Raw genomic sequence first — 24,066 nt, forward strand, 5'->3', positions numbered from 1 at the left:
AATGTGGCCGGATGCCGGAAATGGCACCGGCTTCGAGCCCTTTCGCGGAACTACGGGATGCGATGTCTGTCAGGATAGATGCCGATATGTCAGGCGGGGTTCCGGGCGGGACGCGGCACCTGCGCCGGATACTGCGCGGCCCCCGGCCCGAGGCCGTCCCCGTCCTGATCACCCGGGCCTGCATCCTCGTCGGACTCCTCGACGTCGCGGCGGGCGTCTTCCCCCGGTTCCGGCACAGCCGCATGCACACGCTGGCCGAGGTCCTGCCCGGCGCCCTCGGCCCGTTCGCGGCCGCTCTCGCCATCAGTACGGGCGTCCTGCTGCTCCTCCTCGCGCACGGGCTGCGCCGCCACAAGCGGCGGGCCTGGCGCGCCGCCGTGGTGCTCCTGCCGCTCGGCGCGCTCGCGCAGTTCGCGTACCGGCACTCCCTGTTCGGTGTGCTGATCCCGCTCGTGCTTCTCACCCTGCTGCTACGCCACCGGAGTGAGTTCGCCGCACTGCCCGACCCGCGCAGCCGCTGGCGGGCGCTCGCGAACTTCGTGCTCATGGGCGCCGGTTCCCTCGTCATCGGCCTCGCCGTCGTCAGCGCGCACCCGAAGAAGCTGGTGGGCGACCCGAGCCTGTCCGACCGCCTGGAACACGTCCTGTACGGCCTGTTCGGCATGGACGGACCCGTCGACTACGCGGGCCGCACCTCCTCGACCGTCGCCTGCTCGCTCGGCGCGCTCGGCCTGCTCACCGCGCTGACGACCATTTATCTGGCGTTCCGCCCCGAACACCCGGCCGCCCGTCTCACCGAGGACGACGAGGCGCGGCTGCGCACCCTCCTGGACAAGCACGGCGCCCGCGACTCCCTCGGCCACTTCGCGCTCCGCCGCGACAAGGGCGTCGTCTTCTCGCCCAGCGGCAAGGCGGCCGTCTGCTACCGCGTCGTGTCGGGCGTGATGCTTGCGAGCGGCGACCCCGTAGGGGACGTGGAGGCATGGCCCGGAGCCATCGAACGCTTCATGGACGAGGCCAAGGCCCACTCGTGGACCCCCGCCGTCATGGGCTGCTCCGAGACGGGCGGCGAGGTGTGGACCCGCGAGACCGGCCTCGACGCGCTCGAACTGGGCGACGAGGCGGTGGTGGACACCGCGGATTTCTCCCTGGCCGGGCGTGCGATGCGCAACGTACGCCAGATGGTCAAGAGGATCGAGCGCAATGGCTACGAGACCCGGGTGCGACGCATCCGTGACCTCGACGACCAGGAACTGGAGCGGATCCGGCGCGCCGCCGACGACTGGCGCGGCACCGACACCGAACGCGGCTTCTCCATGGCCCTCGGCCGCATCGGCGACGCGGCGGACGGCGACTGCCTGGTCGCCACGGCCCACAAGGCCGACGACCCGGCCGGCCCGCACGGAGACCTGAAGGCCGTACTCCACTTCGTCCCCTGGGGCACCGATGGCGTCTCCCTCGACCTGATGCGCCGCGACCGCGCCGCCGACCCCGGCATGAACGAGCTCCTCATCGTGGCCGCTCTCCAGGCCGCCCCGAAGCTCGGCATCACGCGGATCTCCCTGAACTTCGCGATGTTCCGCGCGGCCCTCGCCCGCGGCGAGAAGATCGGCGCGGGCCCGGTCCTGCGGGCCTGGCGCGGACTGCTCGTCTTCCTGTCCCGCTGGTTCCAGATCGAGTCGCTGTACCGGTTCAACGCGAAGTTCCGGCCGCGCTGGGAACCCCGCTTCGTGGTCTACCGCTCCCCGCGCGACCTGCCCCGGATCGGCTTCGCCGCCCTGCAGGCAGAGGGCTTCGTGAACCTCGGCCTGCCGCGCGTCCTGCGCCGGCGGACGGCCGCGCCCCGGCCCTGCGCCCATGACACCGCCCACGACACCGCGCACGACGACGGCCGGAGCGGGGTGCGGGCCGCCTGAGGCCCGTCCGCAGTCCGGCCGTGGCACGGCCGGCGGGCCGCCGGGCCTAGGCTTGAAGACATGAGCACGTCGCAGGGCCGTCGCGGCCACGTCACAGGCCTTCCCGAATGGGACCGCTGCGCGGTCATGGGAGTCGTCAATGTGACGCCCGATTCCTTCTCCGACGGCGGACGCTGGTTCGACACGACGGCCGCCGTGAAACACGGCCTCGACCTGGTCGCGCAGGGCGCCGACCTGATCGACGTCGGCGGCGAGTCGACCCGCCCCGGCGCCACCCGCGTCGACGAGGACGAAGAGCTCAAGCGCGTCATCCCCGTCGTGCAGGGCCTGTCCTCCGAGGGCGTCGCCGTGTCCGTCGACACGATGCGCGCCAGTGTGGCCGAACGCTCCCTGGCAGCCGGCGCCTCCCTCGTCAACGACGTCAGCGGTGGCCTCGCCGACCCGGCGATGATCCCCGTCGTCGCCGCGGCGGGCGCCCCCTTCGTCGTCATGCACTGGCGCGGCTTCCTGGAGGGAGGCAACGTCAAGGGCACGTACGAGGACGTGGTCGCCGAAGTCGTCGCCGAGCTCCACGCACGCGTGGAGGCCGTTGTCGAGGGCGGCATCGCCCCCGAGCGCATCGTCGTGGACCCTGGCCTCGGCTTCTCCAAGGAGGCCGCCCACGACCTGAAGCTCCTGGCGCACCTGGAGGAGCTGCGCGCGCTCGGCCACCCCCTGCTGGTCGCCGCGTCCCGCAAGCGGTTCCTCGGCCATGTCCTGGCCGGCGAGCAGGGCGCCCCGCCGCCCCCGGCCCGCGAGCGCGACGCCGCCACGGCCGCCGTTTCCGCCATCGCGGCCCACCAGGGCGCCTGGGCGGTCCGCGTCCACGAGGTCCGCGCGACGGCGGACGCGGTCCGTGTCGCCCGCGCCGTAGAGGGAGCCCAGTGACCCCACCGAGGGAGCCCGACGAGCCGCTCGGCGCGGCAGGCCGGCGCACCGACGCGGAGGCCGTGGACCGCGCGAACCGTGCCTTCTACGAGGCTCTGGAGCGGGCCGACTTCGAACTGCTGACGACGCTCTGGCTCGCCCCCGAGGACGTCTCGTACAGCGAGGACTCCGACGAGGCCGAGGACACGTCCATCAGCTGCGTGCACCCCGGCTGGCCGGTGCTCACCGGCCGCGGCGAGGTTCTGCGCTCGTACGCGCTGATCATGGCGAACACCGAGTACATCCAGTTCTTCCTCACGGATGTGCACATCAGCATCGTCGCCGACACCGCTCTGATCACCTGCACCGAGAACATCCTCAGCGGCGGCCCGGCCCCCAAGGAGGGCGACGAGCTCGGCCCGCTCGTCGGCCAGCGCGTCGTCGCCACGAATGTGTTCCGTCGCACACGTGACGGCTGGAAACTCTGGTCGCACCACGCGTCTCCCGTCCTCGCCGAGTCCGAAGGCGTGGGCGAGGACGGCGAAGAAAGCGACGAGACACCCTCCTGAGTCGCTCCTGACGGGGTAGGCGGGTCCAAGGTGTCCCCCACGGGATTGCCGAAGCGCGCTGGTGGGTAGGGGCGGCTACCAGCGGTGAGCCGTCCTGTCCATAGCCCCCGCGGGCGAGAGCTGTCGGTGCTCGCAGGTAGATTCGATCGAGGCTGGTATGCCGACCGCACTCGGTATGAACCCGCCGCTACCGACGATTGCAGGAGTGATTCGCGTGGATCGTGTCGCGCTGCGCGGCCTCAAGGCCCGCGGGCACCATGGCGTCTTCCCCAAGGAACGCGAGGAAGGCCAGACCTTCATCGTGGACCTGGTGCTCGGACTGGACACACGCGCGGCCGCGGCCGACGACGACCTGGCGAAGACCGTGCACTACGGCATCGTGGCGGAGGAGGTCGTGGCCGTCGTCGAAGGCGATCCGGTCGATCTCATCGAGACGCTCGCCGAGCGCATCGCCGGGACGTGCCTGAAGCACGAAGGAGTCCTGGAGGTCGAGGTCTGCGTCCACAAGCCGGACGCCCCGATCACCGTCCCCTTCGACGATGTGACCGTCACCATCACCCGGAGCCGAGTATGACTGCATCTTTCACCGAGGGCCCCAGCGACCCGACCGTACAGCCGGTGCCCGCCTCCGTGGTGGAGCAGGTGGACGCGGCCGACACCACACTCTCCAACCCCAAAAACGCGGTGATCGCCCTCGGCTCGAACCTGGGGAACCGCCTGGAGACGCTCCAGGGCGCCATCGACGCCCTGGAGGACACCCCCGGCGTCCGCGTCAAGGCCGTCTCGCCCGTCTACGAGACCGAACCGTGGGGCGTCGAGCCGGGCAGCCAGCCCGCGTACTTCAACGCGGTGATCGTGCTCCGCACGACCCTGCCCCCGTCCTCCCTCCTGGAGCGGGCACACGCCGTCGAGGAGGCCTTCCACCGCGTCCGTGACGAGCGCTGGGGCGCCCGCACGATCGACGTCGACATCGTCACGTACGCCGACGTCGTCTCCGACGACCCGGTCCTCACCCTCCCTCACCCCCGCGCGCACCAGCGGGCCTTCGTCCTCGCCCCCTGGTTCGACGTGGAGCCCGAGGCGCAGCTGCCGGGGCACGGGCCGGTCGCCGAGCTGCTCGCCGCGGTCACCCGCGAAGGCGTCGCGCCGCGCGCCGACCTGGAACTCCAGCTGCCCGAATAGTCGTTAGGGTCATGCGGGCACACGAAGACAGCGCGGGGACTGAGGGGCGACCACCGGAATGAAGCAACTGCGCATCAGGACGCTGGCCGGCCTCTTCCTGGTCGCCGGTGTACTGAGCTGGGCGGGCGCCCGCCTGTGGGACTCGATCGGCACGCTGCCGCGGGTCCCGCTGGCGGCGCCGATCGTCCTGGCCGCGATCGCCGTGATCCTGCTGGCGACCGCGCTCTCCATCCGGTCCCGGCTACGCGCCCAGCGCGAGCGGCAGCCCGGCGCCAAGGGCGTCGACCCGCTGATGGCGGCCCGCGCTCTCGTCTTCGGCCAGGCCAGTGCCCTGGTGGCCGCCCTGGTCGCCGGGATGTACGGCGGCACGGGCGCGTTCCTGCTCGAACACCTCGATGTCCCGGCCCGCCGCGACCAGGCCATCTACGCCGGCTTCTCGGTCCTCACCGGCATCGCCGTGATAGCGGCCGCCCTCTTCCTGGAGCGCGTCTGCAAGCTCCCGGAGGACGACGACGAGGACCACGGCGGGGCCGCACCGGCGGCCTGACCCGCCAGGACCCGCCAGAGACCCGCCTGGTCCTCCGGGCCGCGGTCCGGGCCTGGGTCAGCGCGCGATGATCAGGCTCATCGCCTCGTTGCGCGTCGCAGGGTCGCGCAGCTGACCGCGCACCGCGGACGTGATGGTCTTCGCGCCCTGCTTGCGCACCCCGCGCATTGTCATGCACATGTGCTCGCACTCGATGACCACGATCACGCCGCGCGGCTCCAGGATCTCCATCAGGGAGTCGGCGATCTGCGTGGTCAGACGCTCCTGCACCTGCGGGCGCCGGGCGTAGACGTCCACGAGGCGGGCCAGCTTGGACAGACCGGTGATCTTGCCGTCGCTCGACGGGATGTAGCCGACGTGGGCGACACCGATGAACGGCACCAGGTGGTGCTCACAGCTGCTCTGGACCTCGATGTCCTTCACCAGGACCATCTCGTCGTGACCGAGGTCGAACGTCGTCGTCAGAACGTCCTCGGGCTTCTGCCACAGGCCCGCGAATATCTCCTTGTACGCGCGCGCCACCCGCGCCGGCGTCTCCTTGAGGCCTTCGCGGTCCGGGTCCTCACCGACCGCGATGAGCAGCTCACGCACAGCGTTCTCGGCCCGCTTCTCGTCGAACTTGCCGATCGGACCCTCGCCGTCCAGCGTCACCGGGTCGGTCATCTGTGCCTCTTCCTTGAACAAAAAACCGCGTCCCCCACACCGTAAGGCGTGGGGGACGCAGCATCCATTCCGGGGTGATCAGGCCTCGGGGCTGTCCGTAGGAGCGATGTCCAGACCGGACTCGACGGCCGGAACCGCGCCGTTCGAACCGTTCGTCAGTGACAGCTCCTTGGGGGAGAGCACCGGCGGACGGGTCGACGGAGTACGCCGGGAGGAGCCGGTCCACGCGGGGCGGGCCGGGCGCTTCACGATCGGAGCGAAGACCTCGGCGATCTGCTCCTTGTTCAGCGTCTCCTTCTCCAGCAGCTGGAGGACCAGCTGATCGAGGACGTCGCGGTTCTCGACCAGGATCTCCCAGGCCTCGTTGTGCGCGTTCTCGATGAGCTTCTTGACCTCTTCGTCGACGAGCGCGGCGACCTCTTCCGAGTAGTCGCGCGGGTGCGACATCTCCCGGCCCAGGAAGGGCTCGGTGTTGTCGCCGCCGAACTTGATCGCGCCGAGCCGCTCGGTCATGCCGTACTGCGTGACCATGGCCCGCGCGGTCGCGGTCGCCTTCTCGATGTCGTTCGCCGCGCCCGTGGTCGGGTCGTGGAAGACCAGCTCCTCGGCCGCACGCCCGCCCAGCATGTACGCGAGCTGGTCGAGCATCTCGTTACGCGTGGTCGAGTACTTGTCCTCGTCGGGCAGGACCATCGTGTAACCGAGGGCCCGTCCACGGGACAGGATCGTGATCTTGTGCACCGGGTCGGAGTTGGGCGAAGCCGCCGCGACCAGGGCGTGTCCGCCCTCGTGGTACGCGGTGATCTTCTTCTCCTTGTCGGACATGATCCGGGTCCGCTTCTGCGGGCCCGCCACGACGCGGTCGATCGCCTCGTCCAGCATCGAGTTGTCGATGAGCTTGAGGTCGCTGCGCGCCGTGAGGAGCGCAGCTTCGTTCAGCACGTTCGACAGGTCGGCGCCGGTGAAGCCCGGGGTACGCCGGGCGACGGCCGACAGGTCGACATCGGGTGCGACCGGCTTGCCCTTCTGGTGAACCTTGAGGATCTCCAGACGGCCCTGCATGTCCGGGCGGTCGACCGCGATCTGCCGGTCGAAACGTCCCGGGCGCAGCAGCGCCGGGTCGAGGATGTCGGGCCGGTTCGTGGCGGCGATCAGGATGACGCCGCCCTTCACGTCGAAGCCGTCCATCTCGACGAGCAGCTGGTTGAGCGTCTGCTCGCGCTCGTCGTGACCGCCGCCGAGACCCGCACCGCGGTGCCGGCCGACGGCGTCGATCTCGTCGACGAAGACGATCGCCGGGGCGTTCGCCTTGGCCTGCTCGAACAGGTCACGGACTCGGGAGGCACCGACACCGACGAACATCTCGACGAAGTCGGAACCCGAGATCGAGTAGAAGGGAACCCCCGCCTCACCGGCGACGGCGCGCGCGAGCAGCGTCTTACCGGTTCCGGGCGGGCCGTAGAGCAGCACACCCTTGGGGATCTTGGCGCCGACGGCCTGGAACTTCGCCGGCTCCTGGAGGAACTCCTTGATCTCGTGGAGCTCCTCGACGGCCTCGTCCGAGCCCGCCACGTCGGCGAACGTCGTTTTCGGGGTGTCCTTGGTGATGAGCTTCGCCTTGGACTTCCCGAACTGCATGACTCGGGAGCCGCCGCCCTGCATCTGATTCATCAGGAACAGGAAGACGACGACGATCAGGACGAAGGGGAGCAGGGAGAGCAGGATCCCCACGAAGGCGTTCTGCTTCGTCGGGGCGACGGTGTACCCGTCGGGGATCTGCTTGTCCTCGAACTTGGCCTGCAGATCCTTGGCCACATCGACGCCCTGGTCGCCGATGTAGCTCGCCTGGATCTTGCTGCTGCCCTGGACCTTCTGGCCGTTCTTGAGCTCGACCTTGATGTTGTTTTCGTCGCCGGTGGTCAGCTTGGCCGACTGCACCTTGTTGTCGTTGATGGCCTGAATGACCTGGCCGGTGTCCACCGTCTTGTAGCCACCGGACGAACCGACGACCTGCATCAACACGACCACGGCAAGGACGGCCAGCACGATCCACATGACCGGCCCACGGAAGTATCGCTTCACGTCCATCCATACGGAGCGATGACGCCCCGTCCCTCCTGCCATAGTGAGTTTGATAAAGGCTGTTTTGAAGACTGTTCTTCGGACGGTACCCCAGCATTGTCACCCGCAGCCGCAGGGGACGGCTGGGAATCTCGCCCACGCATGCTCCAACGGCGGGAAACCCGCTGGGGTTCCCGACCGTCTCACATGGCTTCTACGGTGGTTCAGCCGCCGTAGACGTGGGGAGCCAGCGTGCCGACGAACGGCAGGTTCCGGTACTTCTCCGCGTAGTCCAGGCCGTACCCGACGACGAACTCGTTCGGGATCTCGAACCCGGTCCACTTCACGTCGATGGCCACCTTCGCCGCCTCCGGCTTGCGCAGCAGCGTGCAGACCTCGAGGCTCGCGGGCTCGCGGGTGCCGAGGTTGGTGAGCAGCCACGACAGCGTCAGCCCGGAGTCGATGATGTCCTCGACGATCAGGACGTGCCTGCCCTTGATGTCGGTGTCGAGGTCCTTGAGGATCCGCACGACGCCGGACGACTGGGTGCCAGCGCCGTACGAGGACACCGCCATCCAGTCCATCGTGACGGGGGTGGACAGCGCACGCGCCAGGTCCGCCATGACCATCACGGCGCCCTTGAGGACACCGACGATCAGCAGGTCCTTGCCCGCGTATTCCGCATCGATCTTCGCGGCCAGCTCGGCCAGCTTCGCGTCGATCTCTTCCTTGGTGATGAGCACCGACTTGAGGTCGGTGCCCATGTCTTTCGCGTCCACCCGCATCACTTTCGGTCGTCCCACCGGCCGCTCAAGGACTCGCGTCCCGCGTCAGCCTTGCCGGATGACCAGTCTGCCACCCTGCCGCTGAGCCACGACCTTGCCGGGGAGGTTGATCTCCCCCTGGCCGCGCCAGCCGGTGATCAAACGGTCGACCTCTTCGATGTGCCGGGCGAACAGAGACCCCGCCGGGGCGCCGGCCTCGATGGCCGCGCGGCGCAGTACACGGCGGCGTACGGCGGGCGGCAGCGCGTAGAGCTTGGCGCACTCCAGGAGGCCCGCGGGGTCACGCACCATGGCCTCGGCCTGCGCGGCCCACGTATCCAGGGCATCGGCGTCGTCCCGGGACAACTGGGCCGTACGGGCGAGCGCCTCGACGACACCCTTGCCGAGCGCCTTCTCCAGGGCGGGCAGCCCCTCGTGGCGCAGCCGGGAGCGCGTGTACGCAGGATCGGTGTTGTGGGGGTCGTCCCAGACCGGCAGCGACTGGGCCATGCACGCCCTCCGGGCGGTCTGGCGGTCGACCTGGAGGAAGGGCCTGCGGTAACGGCCGTCGACCCCCGAGGTCGCGGCCATTCCTGACAGGGAGCGGATGCCCGAGCCGCGGGCGAGGCCGAGCAGGACCGTCTCCGCCTGGTCGTCGCGGGTGTGGCCGAGCAGGATCGCGGCGGCGCCGTGCTGGTCCGCGGCGGCGTCGAGCGCGGCGTATCTGGCGTCCCTCGCGGCGGCTTCGGGTCCTCCGTCGCGGCCGACGTGCACGGCCGCGGACTCGACGGGATCGAGGCGCAGGGCGCCGAGCCGCGCGACGACTTCGGCGGCGCGCAGATCGGAGCCGGGCTGCAGACCATGGTCGACGGTCACGCCACCGGCGCGGATGCCGAGCTTGGGGGCCTCGAAGGCGAGGGCGGAGGCGAGCGCCATGGAGTCGGCACCGCCGGAGCAGGCGACAAGCACCAGGGGCTGGGTGCGCGGGGACTCTGGCACCGCACGGGGGGCGTCGTGGTCGTTGAGTACGTCGTGGAGTACGCGGCGGACCGCCAGGCGTATCGCCGCGACCGCAGGATGGGGACCCATGTCCGGTTCCCTTCATGAAGTTTTCGGTGGGGGTGTGGCTCGGACCAGTCACTCAACAGCGACTCGGTGATATCAGTCACTCAGAGTGTGTCGATGGTGACAGAGCCGAGCCATTTCCCCGAGCATTGCACGCCTACCCACGGCTCACGGTCCCTCGGATGGGTGATTACAGGGGCGTTCTCCTGCCGTTGGCCGTATTTGTTTCACGACCCTGCCTTACGGTGCACCCTCCGCCTTGCGGTGCACCCGCGCGACCCAGTCCGCCGGTTTGGCGATCTCCGCCTTGGTGGGAAGCGTGTTCGGGGATGTCCATACGCGGTTGAATCCGTCCATACCCACCTCGTTCACCACGGCCCTGACGAACCGCTCGCCGTCGCGGTACTGGCGCAGCTTCGCATCGAGGCCCAGGAGCTTGCGCAGCGCCAGGTCCAGGCGGGACGCGCCCTTCTGGCGGCGCTCCTTGAACTTCTCCCTGATCTCGCCCACCGACGGCACCACCGCGGGCCCGACCCCGTCCATCACGAAGTCCGCGTGCCCTTCGAGCAGCGACATCACTGCGGTGAGCCGGGCGAGGATGTCGCGCTGGGCCGGAGACTGCACGAGCTCGACCAGGGAGCGGCCCCCGTCGTCGCCCTCGCCCTGCTCGCCCTCGGGGCGGGCGCCCACCAGGGACTGGGCGGCCTCCCGGATGCGCTCCAGGAACGTCATCGGGTCGACATCGGTCTCGGCGAGGAATGACTGGATCTCGCCCTCGAGGTGGTCGCGCAGCCAGGGCACAGCCGTGAACTGCGTGCGGTGCGTCTCCTCGTGCAGGCACACCCAGAGCCTGAAGTCGTGCGGATTCACGTCGAGTTCGCGCTCCACATGCACGATGTTCGGCGCGACGAGGAGCAGTCTTCCGCCGCCGTTCGGCGCGGCCGGCAGGTCTCGGGTGGCGGGGGCGAAGGTCTCGTACTGCCCGAGGACGCGGGAGGACAGGAACGACAGCAGCATGCCGAGCTCGACGCCCGTGACCTTGCCGCCGACGGCGCCGAGGACCGCTCCGCCGGGGCCGGAGCCGCGCCGGTCCTCCATCTTGTCCAGGAGGGGCTTGAGGAGTTCCCTGAACCCCGCCACGTTCGCCCGGACCCAGCCGGGGCGGTCGACGACCAGGACGGGCGTGTCGTGCGCCTCCTCGGTGGTCATCCGCGTGAACCCGCGGACGTGCTCCTCGGATGCCTTGGCGTGCCGGCGCAGCTCCGCGACGATCGCCCGCGCCTCGTCCCGGCTCACCTCCGGACCCGGCCGCACGAGTCGGGTCGCGGTCGAAACCGCGAGATTCCAGTCGACCATCCCAGAAGCACCACCGATGCTCGTCATGCGTCAACCGTACGTGCTCGGGTCCTGGTGCACAGGGGCTTGGCCCCGGACGGCGCCCCGGTTGTGTCCCCTAGGGGATACGGCAGGTAAGAGACACCGCGGGAAGGAGACATGGCAGGCAGGAGACACGGCAGGCAGGGGAGACGGGCGGGGCCGCGGGGGCGGGTCAGCGGCAGCCGCAGTTCGCGACCGTCGACGCGAGCCGGTCCAAAGCCGCCTGGGCCTGCCCCGGGTTCACCGTTCCGTCCGTCATGAACGCGAAGACCAGGAGCCGCCCGTCCGCGTCGACGACCGTGCCCGCCAGCGTGTTCACCCCGGTCAGCGTGCCGGTCTTGGCCCGCACGAGGCCGATGCCCGCCGCGTCGGCCTCGTCGGTGTACCGCTTGGTCAGCGTGCCCGTGAAGCCGGCGACGGGCAGTCCGGTGAGGACCGGGCGCAGCCCCGGGCGCCCGCGTTCGACGGCGTGCGCGAGGACCTGGGTGAGCAGGTCCGCGGAGACCTTGTCGGCGCGGTCGAGGCCGCTGCCGTCCGCGAAGTGGCTTCCGGAGAGCGGGAGTCGGAGCTTGGCCAGCTCCTTGCGGATCGCCTTGCCCCCTCCGTCGAAGCTCGCGGCCTCGTCCGTGGCGAGGGCCACCTGACGTGCCAGGGCCTCCGCGATGTCGTTGTCACTGTGCGTCAGCATGCGCTCGACCAGGGCGGACACGGGCGGCGACGACACCTTGGCCAGCTTCTCGGCCTTGCCCGACGCCCGGCCGGGGCCCGGCTCGCCCTTCGTCCTGATGCCCCGGTCGTGCAGCAGATCCGCGAACTTGCGCGCGGTGGCCGCCGCGGGGTCCGACTCGCGGGGCGCCGGACCGCTCGACGAGTCGTCCATGCGCCCCTCGTCGGCCATGAGGGCGCTGACCGGCGCGATGTTCTCGTTGGGCCCGATGGGGTGCAGGAGCGGCCCCGAGTAGACCGAGGTGTCGTACGAGAGGGTGACCTCGTCCGCGTCCCGGTCCTGGAGTGCCCTGGCGGTGGCGTCGGCGAGGGTGCGCAGGCTCGCGTTCGGTCCGGCGTCCTTGCGGGCGGTGAGCGTGGGGTCGCCGCCGCCGACGAGGACGACCTTGTGCGCCTTCGAGCCGGGCTCGATGACGGTCTTCGTGTCGATGCGGTGGTCGGACCCCGGCATCGACAGGGCGGCGACCGCCGTGGCGAGCTTGGTGGTCGACGCGGGCGTCAGGGCGTCGCCGGAGCTCTTGCCGTACAGCCGCTCGCCGGTGGCCGCGTCGACGACGGCCGCGGTGCGCCGCTTCCCGAGGGCCGGGTCGTTCAGGAGCGGGTCGAGGACGTCGGCGAGCGCGTCCTTCGTGGGGCCGGGGATCGAGCCGCCCGGCGCCGCGAGGACCGCGCGGGCGCTCGGGGCCGCGTCCGGATCCTCGGAGCGCCCGTCACGGCCGTGATCTGTGCCACCCCCGGCCTCCTGGGAGGCAGCCCGGCGCGCCTCCGCCGTACGCTGACCGCTGGAGTCCCACGGACCGGCCGAGGCCACCGCCACGGCCGAGAGCACGAGGCCCAGGGTGGCAGCGCCCGCCGTGAGCTGCCAGGTCTTGACCTTCGTGAGCACCTTCACTGCCTGTGAAACTGCCTGCGAAGGCTTGAGCTCGGGCACCACGGACCAGCCCCTTTCGCGATCACACACCTGCGTGAGGGACACTTAACCACCAGTCGTATGTGTTGATCATGGAGGAGCCACCGGTGGAGTTCGACGTCACGATCGAGATTCCGAAGGGTTCGCGGAACAAGTACGAGGTGGACCACGAGACCGGTCGGATCCGCCTGGACCGTCGACTCTTCACCTCGACCAGTTACCCGGCCGACTACGGATTCGTCGAGAACACGCTCGGTGAGGACGGGGACCCGCTGGACGCGCTGGTCATCCTGGAGGAGCCGACCTTCCCCGGCTGCCTCATCAAGTGCCGCGCCATCGGCATGTTCCGTATGACGGACGAGGCCGGCGGCGACGACAAGCTGCTGTGCGTCCCGGCCTCGGACCCCCGCGTGGAGCACCTGCGGGACATTCACCACGTGTCCGAGTTCGACCGCCTGGAGATCCAGCACTTCTTCGAGGTCTACAAGGACCTGGAGCCCGGCAAGTCCGTCGAGGGTGCCGACTGGGTCGGCCGCACCGAGGCCGAGGCCGAGATCGAGCGGTCCTACAAGCGCTTCAAGGACGAGGGCGGTCACTGACCTCCCCCGCCACGAACGGGCCGTCCGACCCCTGTGGGGGTCGGACGGCCCGTTCGCGTATCTGTGCTCATACTGAGGCGTACTGGAGGTGCGCAAGCGTCATACGAAGGGCGAGTTGGTGACGGAGCGGGAGCCGGAGGCGGCCGAAGACCGCAAACCGCAGTCGGACGAGGCGCGCAGCGCCTTCACCCCGCCGCAGGGAGTGGTGCCGCAGACCCCGGCGCCCGAGCAGGACGAGTCGCAGACGACGTCCGAGTTCGCCCTCCCGGACGGGCTCAGCACGGTGGTCGCCGCACCCGCCGACACCAGCGGTTCGGCCTTCACTCCCCCGCAGACCTACAGCTCCCGGCACGCGCCGCCCGCGTTCACCCCAGCCCACGGCATCCCCATGGTCAAGCTGACCAAGGAGGCGCCCTGGCAGGACCGGATGCGCACGATGCTGCGCATGCCGGTCGCCGAGCGCCCTGCGGCCGAGCCCGTGCAGAAGCACGACGACGAGGGGCCGGCCGTTCCCCGCGTCCTCGACCTGACCCTGCGTATCGGCGAGCTGCTCCTCGCGGGCGGTGAGGGCGCCGAGGACGTGGAGGCGGCGATGTTCGCCGTGTGCCGCTCCTACGGCCTGGACCGGTGCGAGCCGACGGTCACCTTCACGCTGCTCTCGATCTCGTACCAGCCGTCCCTGGTCGACGACCCGGTGACCTCCTCGCGCACCGTGCGCCGGCGCGGCACCGACTACACACGCCTCGCGGCCGTGTTCCAGCTGGTGTACGACATCAGCGACGCGGAGGTCGACGTCTCCCTGGAGGAGGCCTACCGGCGCCTCGCCGAGATCCGCCGCAACCGCCACCCCTACCCGGGCTGGGTGCTCTCCGCGGCCACCGGGCTCCTGGCGGGCGGCGCCTCGATCCTCGTCGGCGGTGACCTGATCGTGTTCGTCGCGGCGGCGCTCGGCGCGATCCTCGGCGACCGGCTGGCCTGGCTGTGCGCGGGCCGCGGGCTGCCGGAGTTCTACCAGTTCACCGTCGCCGCGATGCCGCCCGCCGCCATAGGGATCCTGCTGACCCTCGCGCACAATCTCGTGGACGTACGCGCCTCCGCGGTGATCACCGGTGGGCTGTTCGCGCTGCTGCCGGGGCGGGCCCTCGTGGCGGGCGTGCAGGACGGTCTGACCGGTTACTACATCACCGCGGCCGCGCGCCTGCTCGAAGTCATGTACTTCTTCGTCGGCATCGTCATCGGCGTCCTGATCGTGCTCTATCTCGGCGTCCAGCTGCACGCGCAGCTGAACCCGGAGGCGGCCCTCCAGGTCATCGACCGCCCTTACTGGCAGATCGCGGCCTCGATGGCGCTCTCGCTCGCCTTCGCCGTCCTGCTCCAGCAGGAACGCTCCACCGTGCTCGCGGTGACGCTGAACGGCGGTGTGGCGTGGGTCGTGTACGGGGCCATGCACGTCGTCGGCGGGATCTCACCGGTCGCCTCGACCGCGGCGGCGGCCGGCCTCGTCGGCCTGTTCGGGCAGCTCTTCTCGCGCTACCGCTTCGCGTCCGCGCTGCCGTACGTGACGGCGGCGATCGGGCCGCTGCTGCCGGGTTCCGCGACGTACTTCGGGCTCCTTGCCATCGCGCAGAACGACGTGGACGCGGGTCTCGTGTCGCTCACGAAGGCGGCGGCTCTCGCCATGGCCATCGCGATCGGCGTGAACCTCGGGTCCGAGATCGCGCGGCTGTTCCTGCGCTCGCCCGGCACGGAAGCGCGCCGGGCGGCGAAGCGGACCCGAGGGTTCTAGGGCGCTACGACAAGGGCGAGAAGCCCTAGCGCTTCGCGTGGCGGCCGCGCTGGCCCGCCTGCGGCGGCGTCTGCGTCTGCGGCTGGGGCGTCGCCGCAGCGGCCTTCTTCGACTTGCTGCGCGCCCGCAGGAACTCGATCGCGATGGGGACCACCGAGATCAGGACGATCAGGATCAGGATCGCCTCGATGTTCTTGTGGACGAACTCGATGTTGCCCAGCCAGGAGCCGAGGAGCGTGACGCCCGCGCCCCAGAGCACGCCGCCGATGATGTTGAACGTGATGAACGAGCGGTACTTCATGCCGCTGACGCCGGCGATGATCGGCGTGAACGTGCGCACGATGGGCACGAAGCGGGCCAGGACCAGGGACTTCGGGCCGTACTTCTCGAAGAACTCGTGGGCCTTGACCACGTTCTCCTGCTTGAAAAGGCGGGAGTCCGGGCGGTTGAACAGCGAGGGGCCGACCTTCTTGCCGAAGAGGTAACCCGCCTGGTCGCCGAGGATCGCGGCGACGCAGATCAGGCCGACGGCGCCCCACAGGGGGAAGTCCAGCGTGCCGGCGGTGATCAGCAGGCCGCAGGTGAACAGCAGGGAGTCGCCCGGCAGGAAGAAGCCGATGAGCAGGCCGGACTCCGCGAACACGATCAGGAGCAGGCCCCAGATGCCGAACGTGTTGAGCAGGTGGTCCGGGTCCAGCCAGCTTGGTCCGAGAGCAAGCGTCGTCACGGTTCCGGACTCCTGAGGGGTGGTGAAGCGAGGGCAATGGCGGTGCAAAGTTATCAACGCCGGATGACGCCACCAGGTTCCAGCGGCCCTCCCAGGATGCACTGTGCGTCAACTGTGGCAAACCTGCGTGTATGGGTATCGAAGACTTCGGCGGCGGCCAGAATCCGCAGACGGATGTGCTCGTCGTCACCACGAACGACGTGCCGGGCTACCGGGTGGAGAAGGTGATCGGCGAGGTCTTCGGTCTCACCGTCCGCTCCAGGCACCTGGGCAGCCAGATCGGCGCGGGCCTGAAATCGATGATCGGCGGCGAGCTGAAGGGCCTCACCAAGACGCTGGTCCAGACCCGTAACCAGGCGATGGAGCGGCTCGTCGAACAGGCCCGCTCCCGCGGCGCCAACGGAGTGCTGATGTTCCGTTTCGACGTCACGGAAGCGGCGGACGTGGGCACCGAGGTGTGCGCGTACGGCACGGCCGTGGTGATCGCGCCCCTGTAGCGCCGGTCAGACGTTGCGGACGGCGTTGGCGAGGATCGCGTCGCGCAGGAAGGCGGCCACGCCCTCACGGTCCTTGTCGAGGTTGCGCCGATAGCGCTCGTCCGCGACGAACATCTCAGCGAGAGCGGTCTGCATCTCGTAGGTGCACGCGTAGTGGAACCGGCAGATCTGCTGCCGGTGCTCCTCCGCGAGGTCCATGGCGGCCTCGGACGCGGGCTCCTGACCCGAGTCCATGACCGCGACGAGGCGGCGCATCCAGTCCTCGTTCTCCTCCTTGATCCGCAGCCAGTCCGCCTTGGTGTACGAGGCGGCCTTGCGCTGCGACTCGGCGTAGGCGTCGGTGTGGCCCCAGCGCTCCTGGACCTCGTCGGCGTACTGCTCGGGGTCGTGGTCCCCGAAGACCTCGAACTTCTCCTCGGGCGTGAGGTTGATGCCCATCTTGCGTGCCTCCATGGCGTGTTCGACGGCCTCGGCCATCTTCTGGAGTTTGCCGATCCGGGCGGTCAGCAGCTCGTGCTGGCGGCGCAGATGCACGCGCGGGTCAGCTCTGCTGGTGGCCTGGTCGTCGAGAAGGACCGCGACCTCGTCGAGGGGGAAGCCGAGCTCCCGGTAGAAAAGGATCTGCTGCAGCCGGTCCAGGTCGGCGTCGTTGTAGCGCCGGTGGCCCGCGTGGCTGCGCCCGACCGGCGCGAGCAGGCCGATCTCGTCGTAGTGGTGCAGCGTGCGCACCGTGACGCCGGCGAACCCGGCGACCTGCCCCACGGAGTAGCTCACGGCTCCCGCCCCCTCCCTGTCGTCGTCGGTACGTCGTCGGTACGTCGTCGGTACGGGTCCCAGCGTGCAGCCTCACGCCACGTGAGGTGCAAGCATGAATTCCTCCGGATGTTGTGCGGCTTTCATCCACTTATGGTGAGCCGGTGAGCACTGACGCGCAGGCCGCGACCCAGGAGACCGCCCCGGCAAGGACGTTGCTGCCGCTGGTCCTCCCCGCACTCGCCGCAGGCGTCGTGTGCAGCCTGCTGTTCCTCGGCGTGAGCGAGCTCGCCGAGCAGCTCCAGAACGTGCTGTGGACGGACCTGCCCGACGCGCTCGGCATCGGCGGGTACTCCTCGCTCTGGATGATCGTCATGCTGACCGTGACCGGCATCCTCGTCGGCCTCGTCGTCTGGAAGGTGCCCGGCCACGCGGGGCCCGACCCGGCCACCGTCGGGCTCGCGAGCGGCCCGCTGCCGCCGCTCGTACTGCCCGGCCTGCTCGTCGCGACCGCGCTGATGCTGGCCGGCGGGCCCAGCCTCGGCCCCGAGAACCCGATCATCGCCGCCAACGTCGGCCTCGCCTTCTGGCTCGGCTCCAAGACCATGCCGAACGCCCCCGCCGCCCTGTGGGGCACGCTGGCCGAGGCGGCGACGCTCGGCGCGCTGTTCGGCACGCCCGTCGCCGCCGCCCTCGTCATCTCCGAGGCACTCGCGGGCAAGCCGATGAAGGGCTCACTGTGGGACGCCCTGTTCGCACCGCTCATCGCGGCCGCCACCGGCGCGCTGACCACGACCCTCGTCGCACACCCCACCTTCGACCTCGGCCTGCCCGCCTTCACCCGACCGGGCTGGGGCGACCTCCTCGCCGCCCTGGTGATCGCCTCCGCGGCCGCGGTCCTCGGCATGGTGGCCGTCTACGCCTTCCCTTACACACACACCGCGTTCGGACGCCTCAAGCACCCCATGCTGATGCTGCCCGTGGGCGGTCTCGTGCTCGGCCTGCTCGGCGCACTCGGCGGACATCTCACGCTCTTCAAGGGCCTCCACGAGGTGGCCGAGCTGGCCGCGGACCCCGACGGCTGGTCGGCCGGCCAGTTCGCCCTGATGACGGTGGTGAAGCTGGCGGCCCTCCTGATCGCCGCCTCCTGCGGCTTCCGCGGCGGCCGGATCTTTCCCGCGGTGTTCATCGGGACGGCCTTCGGCCTCCTCGCCCACGCGCTCGTGCCGAGCGTGCCCCCCGCCGTCGGCGTCTCGGCGGGCGTCCTCGGCATCCTGCTCGCCATCACGCGGCAGGGCTGGGTGAGTCTGTTCGTCGCGGCCATCCTCGCCGCGTCCCCCGCGATCCTCACCCTGCTGTGCATCGCCTCGCTGCCGGCCTGGCTCCTGGTCACCGGACGCCCCCAGATGCAGCTCCACGACGACGGCACGGCCCTGCGCTGAGCGGCGCAGCGTCGCCGGGCGGTACGCCCCACTCGTCCGTATCCTCGCGATGAGGCCACGACCCCGTATCGAGGGAGCCCGCGACGATGCCGCTGCACCACGGTCCCGCCCATCACGACGAGCGCCCGACGGCCGTCAATCCCTTCTACGGGGAGGCCAATCCGGTCAGTGGCATGACCGACGCCCCGCCCAAGCACCGGCTGCCCGACGACCCCATGCCGCCCTCCACGGCGTACCAGCTGGTCCACGACGAGCTGATGCTCGACGGCAACGCACGGCTCAACCTCGCCACGTTCGTCACCACGTGGATGGAACCGCAGGCCGGCGTCCTGATGGGCGAGTGCCGCGACAAGAACATGATCGACAAGGACGAGTACCCGCGCACCGCCGAGCTGGAGAGGCGCTGCGTGTCGATGCTCGCCAACCTGTGGCACGCGCCCGACCCGGACGGCGCGATCGGCTGTTCGACCACCGGATCGAGCGAGGCGTGCATGCTCGCCGGGATGGCCCTCAAGCGCCGCTGGATGAAGCGGAACGCCGACCGCTACCCCTCCAAGCACGCCCGCCCGAACCTCGTCATGGGCATCAACGTCCAGGTCTGCTGGGAGAAGTTCTGCAACTTCTGGGAGGTCGAGGCGCGCCAGGTCCCCATGGCGGGCGACCGTTTCCACCTCGACCCGCAGGCCGCCGCCGAGCTGTGCGACGAGAACACCATCGGCGTCGTCGGCATCCTCGGCTCGACGTTCGACGGCTCCTACGAGCCGATCGAGGAGCTGTGCGCCGCCCTCGACAGCCTCCAGGAGAAGACCGGCCTCGACATCCCCGTCCACGTCGACGGCGCCTCCGGCGGCATGATCGCGCCCTTCATCGACCCCGAGCTGGTCTGGGACTTCCGCCTGCCGCGGGTGTCGTCCATCAACACGTCGGGCCACAAGTACGGCCTCGTCTACCCGGGCGTCGGCTGGGCCCTGTGGCGTACGGCGGACGACCTGCCGGAGGAACTGGTCTTCCGGGTCAACTACCTGGGCGGCGACATGCCGACCTTCGCCCTGAACTTCTCCCGGCCGGGCGCCCAGGTCGTCGCGCAGTACTACACGTTCCTGCGCCTGGGCCGCGAGGGCTACCGCGCGGTGCAGCAGTCGACGCGCGACGTCGCCCGGGGCCTCGCCGAACGCATCGAGACCCTGGGCGACTTCCAGCTCATCACGCGCGGCGACCAACTGCCCGTCATCGCCTTCACGACGGCGCCCGAGGTGAAGGCGTACGACGTCTTCGACGTGTCACGCCGCCTGCGCGAATTCGGCTGGCTGGTGCCCGCGTACACCTTCCCCGCGCACCGCCAGGACCTGGCGGTGCTGCGGCTGGTGTGCCGCAACGGCTTCACGGCCGACCTGGCGGCGCTCTTCCTCGCCGACCTCAAGCGACTGTTGCCCGAACTGCGCCAGCAGCCGCACCCGTTGACCCGCGACAAGGACGCGGCGACGGGCTTCCATCACTGAGTTCTTTTTGCCGAGCTCTCTGTGCTCAGTTCTTTGTGCTCAGTTCTCGTTGCCGAGTTCTCTTTACTGAGAGCTACTTACTGAGAGCCGCGAACTTCCGTACCGCCAGCGGGAAGAACACCGCGAGCAGCGCGAGCGGCCAGAGCACCGCGGCCCACAGGTGTCCCGGCTCCCCGCCGGGCCCGCCGAACAGGTCCCGTACGGCCGTCGCCGTGTGCGACATCGGGTTCCACTCGACCACCGCGCCCAGCCAGCCGGGCATCGAGCCGGGCTCGGCGAGCGCGTTCGACAGGAATCCGACCGGCCAGACCAGGATCTGCACGGCCTGCACCAGCTCCGGCTTCCCCGCCACCATCGCCAGGTGGATGCCGATCCACAGCATCGCGAACCGGAAGAGGAGCAGCAGCCCGAGCGCGCCCAGAAACGCCCCGGCCGAGCCGTGCGGACGCCACCCGATGGCTACTCCTACGCCTGTCATCACGACGAGAGCGGCGGCCGACTGGAGCATGTCGGCGGCCGAACGGCCCACCAGCACCGCTCCGTTGACCATCGGCATCGACCTGAACCGGTCGATCACGCCCTTATTGAGATCCTGCGTCACCGCGAGCATCGTCGCTTCGAGCCCGAACGCCATGGTCAGCGCGAGCATGCCTGGCACCAGATAGTCGACGTACTCGCCCTCGACGCCCTTGCCGCCACCGATCAGGAAGCCGAACATCAGCAGCAGCATCACCGGGAAGACCAGGCCGACCACGATCTGCGTGGGCTGCCGCGCCCAGTGCGCCAGCTCGCGCCGCGTCATGGTCCACGAATCGGCGACGGCCCAGCTCATCGGCGTGCTCATGCCCTCACCTCCGGCCGGCCGGCGGTGTCCATACGTTCCGGCCCTGCCCTGCCGTCCCGCTCTCCCGTGAGATGCAGGAACACCTCGTCCAGGGTCGGCCGGCGCATCGCGATGTCCTCCGCCTCCACACCCGCGTCCTGAAGCGCACGCACGACTTCGGTGAGCGCGGCCATCCGGTCGGCGACCGGCGCGCTGACCAGTCGGCGGTCCGCGTCGACCACGGCACCGTCGGGCAACAGCCTTGCCGCTACGTCCAGTTGGGCCGAGTCCCGCACGACGACGTCGATCCGGTCACCGCCGAGCCGGGCCTTCAGCTCGTCGGCCGTGCCCCCGGCGACGACCCGGCCCCGGTCCACGACCGGGATGCGGTCGGCGAGCTGGTCGGCCTCCTCCAGATACTGCGTCGTCAGCAGCACCGTCGTGCCGCCCCCGATGAGCGAGCGCACCGCGCCCCACACCTCGGCGCGCCCGCGCGGATCGAGGCCCGTCGTCGGCTCGTCCAGAAAGAGCACCTCGGGGTCCGTGATGAGCGAGGCGGCCAGGTCGAGCCGGCGCCGCATGCCGCCGCTGTACCGCCTGACCGCCTTGCGCCCGGTCCCGGCGAGCCCGAAGCGCTCCAGGAGTTCACCGGCCCGCACCCGCGCGCGGCGGGCGCCCAGGTGGTGCAGGCGCCCGAACATCTCCAGGTTCTGCCACCCGCCGAGCTCCTCGTCCACCGCCGCGTGCTGACCGAGGAGCCCGATACGGCGCCGCACCTCGCCCGCCTGCCGCCGCGCGTCGTACCCCGCCACCTCGACCCGGCCCTCATCGGCCCGCAGCAGCGTCGTCATGCTGCGGACGGCCGTCGTCTTGCCCGCGCCGTTGGGCCCGAGCAGCCCGTGCACGGTGCCGCGGGCGACCGTGAGGTCGAGCCCGTCCAGCGCCCACTTGTCCCCGTACCTCTTCCGCGCTCCCTCGACGATGATCGCGTCGGCCATCCGGCTCCTCCCACCGAGAACCCCAGTAATCACCGGCATACGCCGGTAATCAAATTTGACTACGACACGAAAGGTATCCCCACGCCCACCATTGGTCAAACTTGATTAACGAGGATCCTCGGAGTGCGGCTCACCCGCAGCGAAGGGGTTCTCCTGCCCTTCGGCCAGCACGCCGACAAAGGGCTCACCCTCCCCCGCGAACGCGTACGCGCCGCCCTCGATCCGGCCGATGAGACCCCGCGTCCACTCCGCGCCCGTGTCGGCCGAGTGCACCCAGAAATTCATGATCTCGCCGATGTGACCGAGCTGTTCGGGCCCGTCCTCGGGCGTGTAGTGCTCGGTCACCGAGCGGCGCCACTCCTCGATGCCGGCCACGCGCCGCCGCAGCAACTCCACGGCTTCCTGCCGAGGCAGATCGACGATGAAGCCGAGCGCCGCCGAGAGGATGTCCGGCTTCTGGTCGTACGTCACGAGCGCCTCACGCAGCAGCGCGTGGTACTCCTCGGTCCCCTTGTCCGTGATCTCGTACTCGGTGCGCGGCGGGCCGCCCGCCGTGGAGGGCGCGATCTCGTGCGCGACGAGGAATCCCTGCTTCGCCATCTGCTTGAGCGCGTGATAGATCGATCCGGGCTTGGCGTTCGACCACTCGTGCGCGCCCCAGTATTCGAGGTCGTTGCGCACCTGGTACCCGTGCGCGCGGCCGTGCTGGCGTACGGCCCCGAGGACCAGGAGGCGGATCGCTGACATGGGCCCCAGCGTAGGACGTCACTCCCGCGCCATCGCCACCAGCTCGTGCGCGGTTCTCCTTTTCGTCCGGGCAGTGAGCACTTCCGCCTCGAGGTGGGCCATCGGTACGTGACGACTGCCGTGCCCCGCCCCAACACCGGCTTCTCCGGCACCGTCGACGTCGAGGTCCTCGCGTACGAGGAGGAGCGGATGCTGAGCGTCCGGTGGCAGGACCGGGATCCGGCCAATTCTGCGGACTGGACCAATACGCGGAACCTGGAGCCAGATGGCCGTGGCACGCGTCTCTTCCTAGTGCACGACGGATTCGATCCGGACGATCCGGCACAGATGATGGCGCGGAAGATCATGGACGGGGGCCGGCGTTCGCATGTCATGCGGGCGCTGGGGCAGACGCTCGAAGAGCTGTAACCGTGGGAACACCCCCCGTGCACGTGCATCTGCCCATGCATCGGCATGTGAACGCAGCTATGATCCAGGACAGTTGACCACTACACCTGACTCACTGGCCACATGAGCCTCAGAGGCCACAGCACGACCGGGGAGCGACTGTGCACCACGCATACAACGGCATGGCGGCCACGGAGCTTCACGGTGTGGTCTGGCAGAAGAGCAGGCACAGCAACTCGCAGGGCTCCTGCGTGGAGTTCGCGAAATTGCCGGGGGGCCGAGTGGCGATGCGCAACTCGAACTTCCCGGAGGGCCCGGCACTCGTCTACACGCCCGCCGAGATCGAGGCGATGCTGCTGGGCGTCAAGGACGGGGAGTTCGACCACCTGATAGCCGACAGCTGACAGCTGACAGCTCATAGCCGACGGCTGACGACCATCGACATCTGCCCAATGGCGACGGCCAGTTGCCGGGCCGGGGGCATCACAAGCGGAACAGCGCCCACACCACTTTCCCGTTCAGCCTGCCGGCCAGCGGGTGCCAGCCCCAGCTGTCGCTGAACGAGTCGACGAGGAACAGGCCGCGGCCCGACTCGGCGTTGAAGTCGTCCTCCGTCTCGCGGGCGACGGGACTCTCGTCGCTGGGGTCGCGCACCGCGCACACCAGGCGTGAGGTCCAGCGCAGCAGGTGCAGCCGAACCGGCGGGTCCTGCGAGCGCGGAGTGTCCGAGGGCAGCGCGTGCCGCAGGGCATTGGTGACGAGTTCGGAGACCACCAGACAGACGTCGTCGAATCTGTCCGCCACGTCCCAGCCGTCGAGCGTCCCGCGCGTGAATTCACGGGCGCTGCCCACCGCTTCGTACTGCGCGGGAAGGGCGCAGGAGGCGGAGCTGGAGACGCCTGAAGGGTCGAGTGGCGGAAGCCCCTGCCTTAACGGCTCGAGCATGGCCGGTCCATTCGTCCCCATCCGAGGCACTCCCGGGATTCGCGGTACATAGCGAGTGGAGCGGTGGTGCGTGGGCCATCGTTCCGAATGCGTACAGCAGATGCAAGGGCAGATGCACGTGCACGCGCCCGGCCTGTCCCCTCACGTACCACTTCTTGCTCATTTCTTCCCACGACT

General features: G+C 69.9%; 23 protein-coding genes and 2 pseudogenes. 13 read left to right on the forward strand and 12 right to left on the reverse strand.

Translation table 11 applies throughout. The features are described from left to right. Positions 1-86 precede the first annotated feature (86 nt). From AC07EJ_RS23605 to AC07EJ_RS23630, 6 genes are all read left to right on the forward strand, one after another. Complete coding sequence (locus AC07EJ_RS23605) at positions 87-1,916, forward strand: phosphatidylglycerol lysyltransferase domain-containing protein (protein WP_478884887.1); 1,830 nt, start codon at positions 87-89, stop codon at positions 1,914-1,916. A gap of 60 nt (positions 1,917-1,976) precedes the next feature. Next, positions 1,977-2,843 (forward strand): dihydropteroate synthase, encoded by an 867-nt coding sequence (folP, locus tag AC07EJ_RS23610; RefSeq protein WP_389487512.1) that lies wholly within the window; start codon positions 1,977-1,979, stop codon positions 2,841-2,843. Beyond that, a complete protein-coding gene (locus AC07EJ_RS23615) occupies positions 2,840-3,391 on the forward strand; it encodes a nuclear transport factor 2 family protein (RefSeq protein WP_389487514.1) in 552 nt (183 codons plus the stop codon). The genes folP and AC07EJ_RS23615 overlap by 4 nt, the downstream gene beginning before the upstream one ends. A 214-nt stretch (positions 3,392-3,605) precedes the next feature. Then, entirely contained in the window at positions 3,606-3,965 is a 360-nt protein-coding gene (gene folB, locus AC07EJ_RS23620; RefSeq protein WP_116511517.1) for a dihydroneopterin aldolase, read from the forward strand. Then, positions 3,962-4,573 carry a 2-amino-4-hydroxy-6-hydroxymethyldihydropteridine diphosphokinase gene (gene folK / locus AC07EJ_RS23625; RefSeq protein ID WP_389487517.1) on the forward strand — a complete coding sequence of 204 codons (612 nt, stop codon included), beginning with the start codon at positions 3,962-3,964 and terminating at the stop codon, positions 4,571-4,573. The genes folB and folK overlap by 4 nt, the downstream gene beginning before the upstream one ends. 58 nt (positions 4,574-4,631) lie before the next feature. After that, on the forward strand, positions 4,632-5,120 hold the full coding sequence (locus AC07EJ_RS23630) for a DUF3180 domain-containing protein (protein WP_389487519.1): 489 nt from the start codon (positions 4,632-4,634) through the stop codon (positions 5,118-5,120). Between the two features lie 57 nt (positions 5,121-5,177). Here AC07EJ_RS23630 and folE read toward each other — a convergent pair whose 3' ends face one another. The 6 genes from folE to dacB all read right to left on the reverse strand — a co-directional run bounded on the left by folE (position 5,178) and on the right by dacB (position 12,707). After that, entirely contained in the window at positions 5,178-5,783 is a 606-nt protein-coding gene (folE, locus tag AC07EJ_RS23635; protein WP_389487521.1) for a GTP cyclohydrolase I FolE, read from the reverse strand. Between the two features lie 78 nt (positions 5,784-5,861). Further along, the gene (gene ftsH, locus AC07EJ_RS23640) at positions 5,862-7,871 is read right to left on the reverse strand and encodes an ATP-dependent zinc metalloprotease FtsH (RefSeq protein WP_389487523.1); all 2,010 of its coding nucleotides are present in this window, start codon (positions 7,869-7,871) and stop codon (positions 5,862-5,864) included. 197 nt (positions 7,872-8,068) lie between these two features. Then, a complete protein-coding gene (hpt, locus tag AC07EJ_RS23645) occupies positions 8,069-8,629 on the reverse strand; it encodes a hypoxanthine phosphoribosyltransferase (RefSeq protein WP_362901456.1) in 561 nt (186 codons plus the stop codon). Between the two features lie 45 nt (positions 8,630-8,674). Further along, entirely contained in the window at positions 8,675-9,697 is a 1,023-nt protein-coding gene (gene tilS / locus AC07EJ_RS23650; protein ID WP_389487525.1) for a tRNA lysidine(34) synthetase TilS, read from the reverse strand. Positions 9,698-9,913: 216 nt separating this feature from the next. After that, positions 9,914-11,056, reverse strand: a complete 1,143-nt coding sequence (locus AC07EJ_RS23655; RefSeq protein ID WP_389487527.1) for a zinc-dependent metalloprotease — start codon at positions 11,054-11,056, stop codon at positions 9,914-9,916. Positions 11,057-11,222: 166 nt separating this feature from the next. After that, positions 11,223-12,707 (reverse strand): D-alanyl-D-alanine carboxypeptidase/D-alanyl-D-alanine endopeptidase, encoded by a 1,485-nt coding sequence (gene dacB / locus AC07EJ_RS23660; RefSeq protein ID WP_478884941.1) that lies wholly within the window; start codon positions 12,705-12,707, stop codon positions 11,223-11,225. Between the two features lie 86 nt (positions 12,708-12,793). Here dacB and AC07EJ_RS23665 point away from each other — a divergent pair, with 86 nt between their 5' ends. Beyond that, entirely contained in the window at positions 12,794-13,285 is a 492-nt protein-coding gene (locus tag AC07EJ_RS23665; protein ID WP_100597700.1) for an inorganic diphosphatase, read from the forward strand. 88 nt (positions 13,286-13,373) lie between these two features. Then, positions 13,374-15,071, forward strand: a complete 1,698-nt coding sequence (locus AC07EJ_RS23670; RefSeq protein ID WP_389489851.1) for a threonine/serine exporter family protein — start codon at positions 13,374-13,376, stop codon at positions 15,069-15,071. A 61-nt stretch (positions 15,072-15,132) separates the two neighbouring features. Here the strand turns inward: AC07EJ_RS23670 and AC07EJ_RS23675 are convergent. Further along, positions 15,133-15,798: pseudogene (locus AC07EJ_RS23675) on the reverse strand (DedA family protein); the annotation flags it as partial. 131 nt (positions 15,799-15,929) lie between these two features. Between AC07EJ_RS23675 and AC07EJ_RS23680 the strand changes: the two are divergent. Beyond that, complete coding sequence (locus AC07EJ_RS23680; RefSeq protein WP_384683033.1) at positions 15,930-16,295, forward strand: YbjQ family protein; 366 nt, start codon at positions 15,930-15,932, stop codon at positions 16,293-16,295. A gap of 6 nt (positions 16,296-16,301) precedes the next feature. Here AC07EJ_RS23680 and AC07EJ_RS23685 read toward each other — a convergent pair whose 3' ends face one another. After that, positions 16,302-17,069: a MerR family transcriptional regulator gene (locus AC07EJ_RS23685; protein ID WP_389489854.1), complete on the reverse strand. Its 768-nt coding sequence runs from the start codon at positions 17,067-17,069 to the stop codon at positions 16,302-16,304. A gap of 143 nt (positions 17,070-17,212) precedes the next feature. Between AC07EJ_RS23685 and AC07EJ_RS23690 the strand changes: the two genes are divergently transcribed. Then, positions 17,213-18,490, forward strand: a complete 1,278-nt coding sequence (locus AC07EJ_RS23690; RefSeq protein ID WP_478884888.1) for an ion channel protein — start codon at positions 17,213-17,215, stop codon at positions 18,488-18,490. An 86-nt stretch (positions 18,491-18,576) separates the two neighbouring features. Beyond that, entirely contained in the window at positions 18,577-19,989 is a 1,413-nt protein-coding gene (gad, locus tag AC07EJ_RS23695) for a glutamate decarboxylase (RefSeq protein ID WP_389489858.1), read from the forward strand. 73 nt (positions 19,990-20,062) lie between these two features. Here gad and AC07EJ_RS23700 read toward each other — a convergent pair whose 3' ends face one another. From AC07EJ_RS23700 to AC07EJ_RS23710, 3 genes are all read right to left on the reverse strand, one after another. Beyond that, complete coding sequence (locus AC07EJ_RS23700) at positions 20,063-20,833, reverse strand: ABC transporter permease (RefSeq protein ID WP_393586750.1); 771 nt, start codon at positions 20,831-20,833, stop codon at positions 20,063-20,065. Continuing rightward, positions 20,830-21,810 carry an ATP-binding cassette domain-containing protein gene (locus AC07EJ_RS23705; RefSeq protein ID WP_478884889.1) on the reverse strand — a complete coding sequence of 327 codons (981 nt, stop codon included), beginning with the start codon at positions 21,808-21,810 and terminating at the stop codon, positions 20,830-20,832. The genes AC07EJ_RS23700 and AC07EJ_RS23705 overlap by 4 nt, the downstream gene beginning before the upstream one ends. A 105-nt stretch (positions 21,811-21,915) precedes the next feature. Continuing rightward, positions 21,916-22,557, reverse strand: coding sequence for a PadR family transcriptional regulator (locus AC07EJ_RS23710; RefSeq protein WP_478884890.1), 642 nt, complete (start codon positions 22,555-22,557; stop codon positions 21,916-21,918). Positions 22,558-22,626: 69 nt separating this feature from the next. Between AC07EJ_RS23710 and AC07EJ_RS23715 the strand changes: the two are divergent. Both AC07EJ_RS23715 and AC07EJ_RS23720 read left to right on the forward strand, forming a co-directional pair. Beyond that, a pseudogene (locus AC07EJ_RS23715) lies at positions 22,627-22,965 on the forward strand (SRPBCC family protein); the annotation flags it as partial. Positions 22,966-23,105: 140 nt separating this feature from the next. Then, positions 23,106-23,348 carry a DUF397 domain-containing protein gene (locus AC07EJ_RS23720; RefSeq protein ID WP_362900964.1) on the forward strand — a complete coding sequence of 81 codons (243 nt, stop codon included), beginning with the start codon at positions 23,106-23,108 and terminating at the stop codon, positions 23,346-23,348. A gap of 79 nt (positions 23,349-23,427) precedes the next feature. On the opposite strand, the gene AC07EJ_RS23725 is transcribed toward AC07EJ_RS23720, so the two are convergent. After that, positions 23,428-23,910, reverse strand: a complete 483-nt coding sequence (locus tag AC07EJ_RS23725) for an ATP-binding protein (RefSeq protein ID WP_389489867.1) — start codon at positions 23,908-23,910, stop codon at positions 23,428-23,430. Between the last annotated feature and the right edge of the window lie 156 nt (positions 23,911-24,066).

The sequence above is a fragment of the Streptomyces sp. NPDC045026 genome, assembly GCF_056432625.1.

Excerpts from the sequence above, each read along its gene's own strand:
- AC07EJ_RS23605 (WP_478884887.1), top strand. The coding sequence starts at position 87 with ATGTCAGGCGGGGTTCCGGGCGGGACGCGGCACCTGCGCCGGATACTG.
- folP (WP_389487512.1), top strand. The coding sequence starts at position 1,977 with ATGAGCACGTCGCAGGGCCGTCGCGGCCACGTCACAGGCCTTCCCGAA.
- folK (WP_389487517.1), top strand. The coding sequence starts at position 3,962 with ATGACTGCATCTTTCACCGAGGGCCCCAGCGACCCGACCGTACAGCCG.
- AC07EJ_RS23630 (WP_389487519.1), top strand. The coding sequence starts at position 4,632 with ATGAAGCAACTGCGCATCAGGACGCTGGCCGGCCTCTTCCTGGTCGCC.
- folE (WP_389487521.1), bottom strand. The coding sequence starts at position 5,783 with ATGACCGACCCGGTGACGCTGGACGGCGAGGGTCCGATCGGCAAGTTC.
- ftsH (WP_389487523.1), bottom strand. The coding sequence starts at position 7,871 with ATGGACGTGAAGCGATACTTCCGTGGGCCGGTCATGTGGATCGTGCTG.
- hpt (WP_362901456.1), bottom strand. The coding sequence starts at position 8,629 with ATGCGGGTGGACGCGAAAGACATGGGCACCGACCTCAAGTCGGTGCTC.
- tilS (WP_389487525.1), bottom strand. The coding sequence starts at position 9,697 with ATGGGTCCCCATCCTGCGGTCGCGGCGATACGCCTGGCGGTCCGCCGC.
- AC07EJ_RS23655 (WP_389487527.1), bottom strand. The coding sequence starts at position 11,056 with ATGACGAGCATCGGTGGTGCTTCTGGGATGGTCGACTGGAATCTCGCG.
- AC07EJ_RS23680 (WP_384683033.1), top strand. The coding sequence starts at position 15,930 with ATGGGTATCGAAGACTTCGGCGGCGGCCAGAATCCGCAGACGGATGTG.
- gad (WP_389489858.1), top strand. The coding sequence starts at position 18,577 with ATGCCGCTGCACCACGGTCCCGCCCATCACGACGAGCGCCCGACGGCC.
- AC07EJ_RS23700 (WP_393586750.1), bottom strand. The coding sequence starts at position 20,833 with ATGAGCACGCCGATGAGCTGGGCCGTCGCCGATTCGTGGACCATGACG.
- AC07EJ_RS23705 (WP_478884889.1), bottom strand. The coding sequence starts at position 21,810 with ATGGCCGACGCGATCATCGTCGAGGGAGCGCGGAAGAGGTACGGGGAC.
- AC07EJ_RS23710 (WP_478884890.1), bottom strand. The coding sequence starts at position 22,557 with ATGTCAGCGATCCGCCTCCTGGTCCTCGGGGCCGTACGCCAGCACGGC.
- AC07EJ_RS23725 (WP_389489867.1), bottom strand. The coding sequence starts at position 23,910 with ATGGGGACGAATGGACCGGCCATGCTCGAGCCGTTAAGGCAGGGGCTT.